At 44.3% G+C, this 6,398-nt stretch carries 6 protein-coding genes and 1 pseudogene; 3 read left to right on the top strand and 4 right to left on the bottom strand.

From position 1 onward, the window contains the following. Positions 1 to 303: hypothetical protein (locus NC238_05035; GenBank protein MCM1565304.1), on the bottom strand; the 303-nt coding region annotated here is incomplete at its 3' end. Positions 304 to 678: 375 nt separating this feature from the next. On the opposite strand from NC238_05035, the pseudogene NC238_05040 reads away from it, so the two are divergent. Further along, positions 679 to 819, top strand: a pseudogene (locus NC238_05040) (IS3 family transposase). 248 nt (positions 820 to 1,067) lie between these two features. Here the strand turns inward: NC238_05040 and NC238_05045 are convergent. The 3 genes from NC238_05045 to NC238_05055 form a co-directional block, all read right to left on the bottom strand. After that, positions 1,068 to 2,732, bottom strand: coding sequence for an FAD-binding protein (locus NC238_05045; protein MCM1565305.1), 1,665 nt, complete (start codon positions 2,730 to 2,732; stop codon positions 1,068 to 1,070). Between the two features lie 63 nt (positions 2,733 to 2,795). After that, a complete protein-coding gene (locus NC238_05050) occupies positions 2,796 to 3,506 on the bottom strand; it encodes a phenylalanine--tRNA ligase beta subunit-related protein (GenBank protein ID MCM1565306.1) in 711 nt (236 codons plus the stop codon). Between the two features lie 17 nt (positions 3,507 to 3,523). Then, positions 3,524 to 4,729, bottom strand: a complete 1,206-nt coding sequence (locus NC238_05055) for a hypothetical protein (GenBank protein MCM1565307.1) — start codon at positions 4,727 to 4,729, stop codon at positions 3,524 to 3,526. A 635-nt stretch (positions 4,730 to 5,364) separates the two neighbouring features. Here NC238_05055 and NC238_05060 point away from each other — a divergent pair. Together NC238_05060 and NC238_05065 are read left to right on the top strand one after the other, a co-directional pair. Continuing rightward, positions 5,365 to 5,901 (top strand): hypothetical protein, encoded by a 537-nt coding sequence (locus NC238_05060; protein MCM1565308.1) that lies wholly within the window; start codon positions 5,365 to 5,367, stop codon positions 5,899 to 5,901. 19 nt (positions 5,902 to 5,920) lie between these two features. Next, a complete protein-coding gene (locus NC238_05065; GenBank protein MCM1565309.1) occupies positions 5,921 to 6,253 on the top strand; it encodes a helix-turn-helix domain-containing protein in 333 nt (110 codons plus the stop codon). The last annotated feature ends 145 nt before the right edge of the window (positions 6,254 to 6,398 follow it).

Below are 6,398 nucleotides of genomic sequence, written 5' to 3' on the forward strand. Positions count from 1 at the left end.
AATGTCCATAGCCTCATACATCTGTGGCAGCTTGAGCGCCCAGCACGAGGGCGCAAAGACGGTGGGAAGCCATCTATCCCATACGCCCAGCTTCGAATCGGGAGCGCACAGACGATTCGTGGTTATGGCCATCAGTGCACGCTCATAGGGAACCGTGTATTTTGTTTCATCCATGATTTTCCTGAAAACCGGTCCGATCCCGAGCCGCTCCCAAAGTGTCTCTATTACGTGAAGGGGACCGAGTTCCCTGGAGCCCAGAATTTGGACTTCTTCCGGCCAGGCGAGATCCTTTGTAGTTGGCAAAGCCTCCCGCTTTTGGATGCCCTCTCGAAATCCCGTGTGGCAAACACGGTCGATGTACTTGCAAAGACGCACGAGGGCATCACAGTCGATTTCTTCTGCCCTTCCGAAATTGTAGAGAATTTTAGGAATGATTTTACCGGTTCCCGGCTCACGAACATTGTGGGCCAGTTGATAGTATCGGAAAATGGAGCCATCCCGATTTTTGCGCTGGGTTGTTCGCATGTACATTCCTACGCAACTTGCAAATACTTCAGTTATGTCAAGGGAAAAATATATTATCGTGTTCTACAAGCCCGTCAGTGGCAAAAAATTCTTCGTGCCTTTTCAACGACTTATTCGACGGGAGGACCCTTGTGTGTCTACACATCCGAAACTCAGGCCAGAGGCGATATCTTTTACTACATCGAAACTTGGTACAACCGAAAGCGACGCCATTCAACCCTTGGCTATCTTAGCCCGGCCGAGTTCGAATTAAGGGCAGCCAAAGCCGGGCTTGGGGAAAAGTGGGCGATCTGAGCCGCTCCGGGCCATCGAAGCCGTGGCGGCCCGCCTCCGACGAGTCTCGGTTGGACCCATTCTCGGCGCTCCACCACGGCTTCGATGTCCCTCCGCTCAGTTGACTGTTCGGTGCGGGCATTTGCAAGACTCGACGCAACTGAAACTGCTTAACTCCCTCTCCACAAAAACGGGGAAGATCAAAGCAACCCTTTCTTCCCCGAATCCAATCCAGACATGAAAAATGGATAGAGTGCACAAGAAAGGAATTAGCCAATTTTCGAACTCGCTGGTTCAACGTGCGGGACTAAGCTTGTCTGGATTTGGCCTTCATCCTTTTTAAGGATGATGTTGTACTTACAATTACACTGTCCGGTGTCCGAACGGTAATGGGCACCAACTGAATCCTTACGGCTGAGCGCAGATGTTGTTATGGCAATCGCAAGCTCCAGTTTATGTTTGAGAATCAAACCCTGAATTGTTGCTTCAGAATACGTCCTGTCTGATGTTTTGATAGTTGATACACGGCCCTTAAGATCGTGTTGAATTTCGTTAAGAGAGTGTAGAGCTAAATTTAATTGAACTCCGTCTCTGACTAACCCAACTTTGCTCCACATTAAGGTCTTAATTTTAAAATCTATTTCCGAGTACTCCTTTGAAGGGACATCGTAAAACTCTATTATCTTTTTTCCCTCCCCATTCGAGAGAGGTTTCCTAGTATAATCGGCCATCCTCCCTGCCGACATACCAGCCAGATGACCAAAAACCAGTGCTTCAGCAACGCCATTTCCTCCAAGACGATTCCCTCCGTGAATCCCGCCAGCATCCTCACCACATGCAAAAAGACCGCTAATTGGAGTCTCGCAAACAGAATTTATCATAAGCCCCCCCATGAGAAAATGCGCTGTGGGGCTTATTTCAACTTTGTTAACAGTCAATAAGTCAACTCCCCATGATCTGAGCCGTTTAACAGTCTTAGGAAAACGATTTTTCAACATTAGCCTATTCAGCATTGAGATGTCAAAGATGACACCATTATTATTCGTTCCCCGCCCACTCAGAATTTCCATATATGAACTTCTTGCAACGATATCCCTGGTCGCAAGTTCCCCTCTGCTATCATAATTATACATGTAGCGTTCGCCATCGCTGTTACGGAGAATACCTCCTTGCGTCCTCATTTCCTCTTCCAGCAGACAGCCATTTCCAGGACTTCCAGGAATAATGACCCCCGTTGGATGAAATTGAACCATTTCCATATCAATTAAGGGAACGCCAGAATTAAGCCCTATCATTATCCCAGTAGCTAATTTATCTTGCGAAATGGAAGAAATAGGGTAAACACATGCCCCACCACCAGTTGCCAGAATCGTTGCAGTAGAGCGGTACGTTTCAATTGTATTAGTTTCTCTGTTAAAGGCAATTACGCCGTAGCATTCAGAATGATCAATAATCAGATCAACTACCCACCTGTGCTCTTTTATAAAGCAACCATTCAAAATAGAGCGTTTCACTAGCTCTTGAACTATTTCAAGTCCAGTAATGTCATACCAGTGAACACTTCTACTACAAGAACTACCCCCGTACGTACCAACGCAAAAACCGTTTTCGTCACGGTCAAATCTAACACCCCACGTCTCAAGTTCATTTATTCGATCTATAACGCCCTCACAGAGTATTTTTACTAAGGTAGAATTATTTACAATACCTCCAGCAATGGTATCTGAAATATGTGCTTCGCAACTATCGTTCTTGTTCATTGCGGCATTTATTCCGTGCGTTTTTTTTGAACAGCCGCCTGACCCAAGTTCGTCAGCCGTTAAGAGCGTAATTTTTGCATCTGGATAATTCAATGCAGCAGAATTTGCGGCGTAAAGACCAGCAATCCCGCCTCCCACAACAATTATGTCACTTGTGTATTCAGTTGTTTTCATGTTGTCTTCTCCTGCAAAGTAATTATCCTAACTGATTTTATTTGACCTAAGCTTGTTTTCACGTTATACAAGACGAGTGCATTCTGATGAAATATTTACCATTGTAGAATCATTGGCAAGTATGGAGAGTTTTGTTATCGGTATCAATGACATGAATCGATTCATACTATCCATAAAATAGTCGTAAGCTATGCCAGGAATGCACATTGCTCTAACCAGGAAGTTTGTTGTCTGTGGTTTAATTGAACGCATCACATTATTTCCATAATAAGAGCTATGAAGAACTGCATCGTGATCTACTAAGATCAGTTCACCAGGCTTACACGCTTTTATGTCTGAACTAAACGTCGTGAGCATTTCCCTTCCATCGGAAAATCTGTATATCATAGGACTGACGATAGTGTCTGCATCGTATACTTGGAAACTAATTAGACTGGTATATTCAACCTCCATGCAAATGTCTATTATTTTATGTATGCTACGGTAGGCACCAGTCTTAATAACTCTCTCGACTTGCTGGATAGGAGTGGAAACCTTTTTAGGTTTCAGCCCCATACCTCTGTAAAACTCTGAGTAGAGTTGACCGAAGGGGTGATCCGAAAGGTGACTATTATCGCTAAATTCATTTTTTGTTTCTTCAACAATCTTCAGCTCGCACGCAGTTCTTTCTTCTTGTGACGAATGATCAGAGAAATTTTTTACTAAACAAAAGGCAGCCTTGAAATCAGGATACTTCGTTAAAACATCATTATTGAGCTTGAGAATAACATCCATATTTGCTTTCTCCGTTATTAAAAAAAGAGGGCTTTTATATTGTCCACAATGTCAGATACGCTTGGTGCAATAGTACGTACAGTCTTTGTTGCTTCTAATAGACCCTCTACGCTTAGCGATAACAACTTAGGGTTCCTAGATGTCTTCTGGACTTTGAGAGAATCGGTGAAGGATTTTATCAATGCAGCCTGTTCTGTGTTCAAAGAGCGATTTTTTTTGAGTTCATCATCTAATTGCTCTAAGTATTTACACAGGGCATCGAGCTTCTTGGTAGATTCTTCCTCGCCTCCCCATTTGTTTTCTATATCCGAGTTGGTTATTGTGTTGCCTACAATCATTAATCCATCTCTATTGATGATGTACACCGCCGATCCTTTCTGTTCTCTGTGTGAAAACACGCCTGTTATTACCAATGGATCACCAATGCCAAATGATTTAGGAGTGTTATCCATTAACCGAAGAAGATTCTTGGCTCTCCAGCTATACTTTTTAAAAGGAAACTCGGTAGTGCGCCCGAGATAATCATATCGCAACCGCAGACGAGATATTGGATCAGTTTCAAAGCATTCCCCTTGCAACTCTAGAGGCATATAATAGAAAATGTCAAATCCTCCATTCATTTGAGAATCATAAGTTGTCCAAAATGGAATTTGACGTTTTAGCAAGTGGTCAATACCAAATACCTGTGTAAGAGTCCTTTCATCAAAGAAGGTATTCGTGAAATGGATAGAGTTATCTCGTGCTACATCAAACATATTCTTGCAAATATAGATAAATCTAACGGCAACACAAAAACCAGGGTATACAGGGGAACTGAGCGAAATCTTGATGAACTCGACTGGAATGTGAGTGCTCGGATGTAATGAGAAAGTGGCTAGATCATCAACAATTACGTTGTCTACTCCGTCATATTTCAACAGCATTCGGCAATCGTCAGAAGGAAGATAAAGCCCAGTATAACTAGTTGTAAGAGGATTATTACAGTCAAGCAAGGTAGCACTAATGTTTTTAAGATGACCCTTATGTATATGCCCTCTCTTGAAACATAAGTAAGCACCAGTCATCGGAATCTCTGAATTTGGGAGAACCTGAAATGTTAAGCAGATGTTTGCAACAAGTGCATTCAGATAATACCTATCAAAATAGGGCCAATAGCTAAAAACTGCCTTGGGAATCTGGATTTGGCAGTGTTCTTCTCCTTTTAATTTTAAGGCTCCTATCATGGCATACCCCCAAAATGGTATGTATGTCTCGTGTTCTTTTATGGCAAGTAGGTAGAGTAGGAGTTGGCTTATTCACGGGGAAAACAAGGACGTTACCTATAATACAACGATAATAGCTAACGAGTACGAACAATACTGAAGCCATAAAAAGTATCAGGTCAAAGAACAGTGCTCCCTTTATCACGTTCTTCTATCCCCGTCACAAGTTTATGTCAACGAATTTTGAACTGCATTATGTGGCTGTTTTCAACCAATGTAAGTCACTCAATTCCACTGCTGATTATAGTTTTTTGATCGTTGTCAGTTCTGTAAATGTCTGTTGAGATTTGCCAGGACTAAATCTGTCTCAAATGTTAATTCAGGATCGTGACTTCGTAATGACAACCGAAAACTGACCACCCGTGATAACCGAATTTTGACCACCCCTTGAGCGTCCATGGCTGTGAATGAATGGGGGTGTCACCGGCGATATGAAAATGCATTAGAACTGCCGGTCTGAAAATGTTGTTCTTCCCACTGTATTTTCTTCCAAAAAATTCCGCACAAAATCTTCTTCATGCTTCCTTTTTCTTCTCTTCTTCATTGATTGTTTTCTTCCGGAATTGATCCATTGATCGGCGGAGGTTTACCGGTCGATGGCAAGACAGATTAGAAAGCGCAAGTGCCTGTGCTGCGGGGTTTTCTTCCATCCCGATCATCGCAACAGGCGGCATCAGAGATATTGTTCCACACCCGAATGCCGCAAGGCCGGCAAAGCGGCAAGCCAAAAGCTGTGGCTTAAAAAACCTGAGAATAGGGATTACTTTCGCGGGCCGGAAAATGTGTGCCGTGTACAGGAGTGGCGCAAGGCCCATCCGGGATATTCCCGGAAAAAGGGAGAAGCGTTACAAGATCTGTTGTCCGGGAAAATCGTGAAAGATCCGGACGTTAAGCCATCTTTAATCCCTGGTGCGTTACAAGATCTCTTGTCGGCACAAGCAACTGTTTTAATTGGGTTAATCTCCCATTTAACCGGTTCCGCGTTACAAGATGACATCGCCATCATCGCCCGCCGTCTGCAACAATTGGGAAACGATATTTTAAATGGCCCAATTAAAGGCAGAGGAGTTCTTCATGATCCAAAAGCAACCAATCCACCCGCAACGCATACGCCGGATACCCGCAAAGTTTAGTTGGGTGGACCACCGACTGGTGCGTGACCGCCACATTGAATCCTGCTCCCATCCGGCGGCGGCGCTCTACCTGTTCTTGGTCACCGTGGCCGATCAGCAGGGGCTCAGTTACTACTCCGCCCCGTCTCTTATGAGTCGCCTTTCCATGGATGCGGCAACTCTGGATTCTGCCAGGCAAACCCTTATCCGCCTAGGCCTTATCGCATACGAGAACCCTCTTTACCAGGTACTCTCACTTGAGCCTTTTGCTCAGACCGCCCATGTGCCACCCGAGGTACACAGCATGGGGCCGATGGATCAGCCAATCCCTATCGGGCAGATCTTCAAACGTATTATGGGAGAGAACTCGTGATTGATTTTGAACTGTTTGCCAGAATCAAAAACTACCATGAACAAAAGGGTCTGAATGCGGCACAGATCGCCAGGGAGCTTGAGCTTGATCCTCGCACTGTCGCCAATTGGCTGTCTCAGAAACAGTTCCGAGCAAGAAAACCGGT

This window comes from Dehalobacter sp. (assembly GCA_023667845.1).
Lineage (GTDB): Bacteria > Bacillota > Desulfitobacteriia > Desulfitobacteriales > Syntrophobotulaceae > Dehalobacter.

Bases quoted from the DNA above. Each gene is read 5' to 3' on its own strand.
- NC238_05045 (MCM1565305.1), bottom strand. From the start codon at position 2,732: ATGAAAACAACTGAATACACAAGTGACATAATTGTTGTGGGAGGCGGG.
- NC238_05050 (MCM1565306.1), bottom strand. From the start codon at position 3,506: ATGGATGTTATTCTCAAGCTCAATAATGATGTTTTAACGAAGTATCCT.
- NC238_05055 (MCM1565307.1), bottom strand. From the start codon at position 4,729: ATGATAGGAGCCTTAAAATTAAAAGGAGAAGAACACTGCCAAATCCAG.
- NC238_05060 (MCM1565308.1), top strand. From the start codon at position 5,365: ATGGCAAGACAGATTAGAAAGCGCAAGTGCCTGTGCTGCGGGGTTTTC.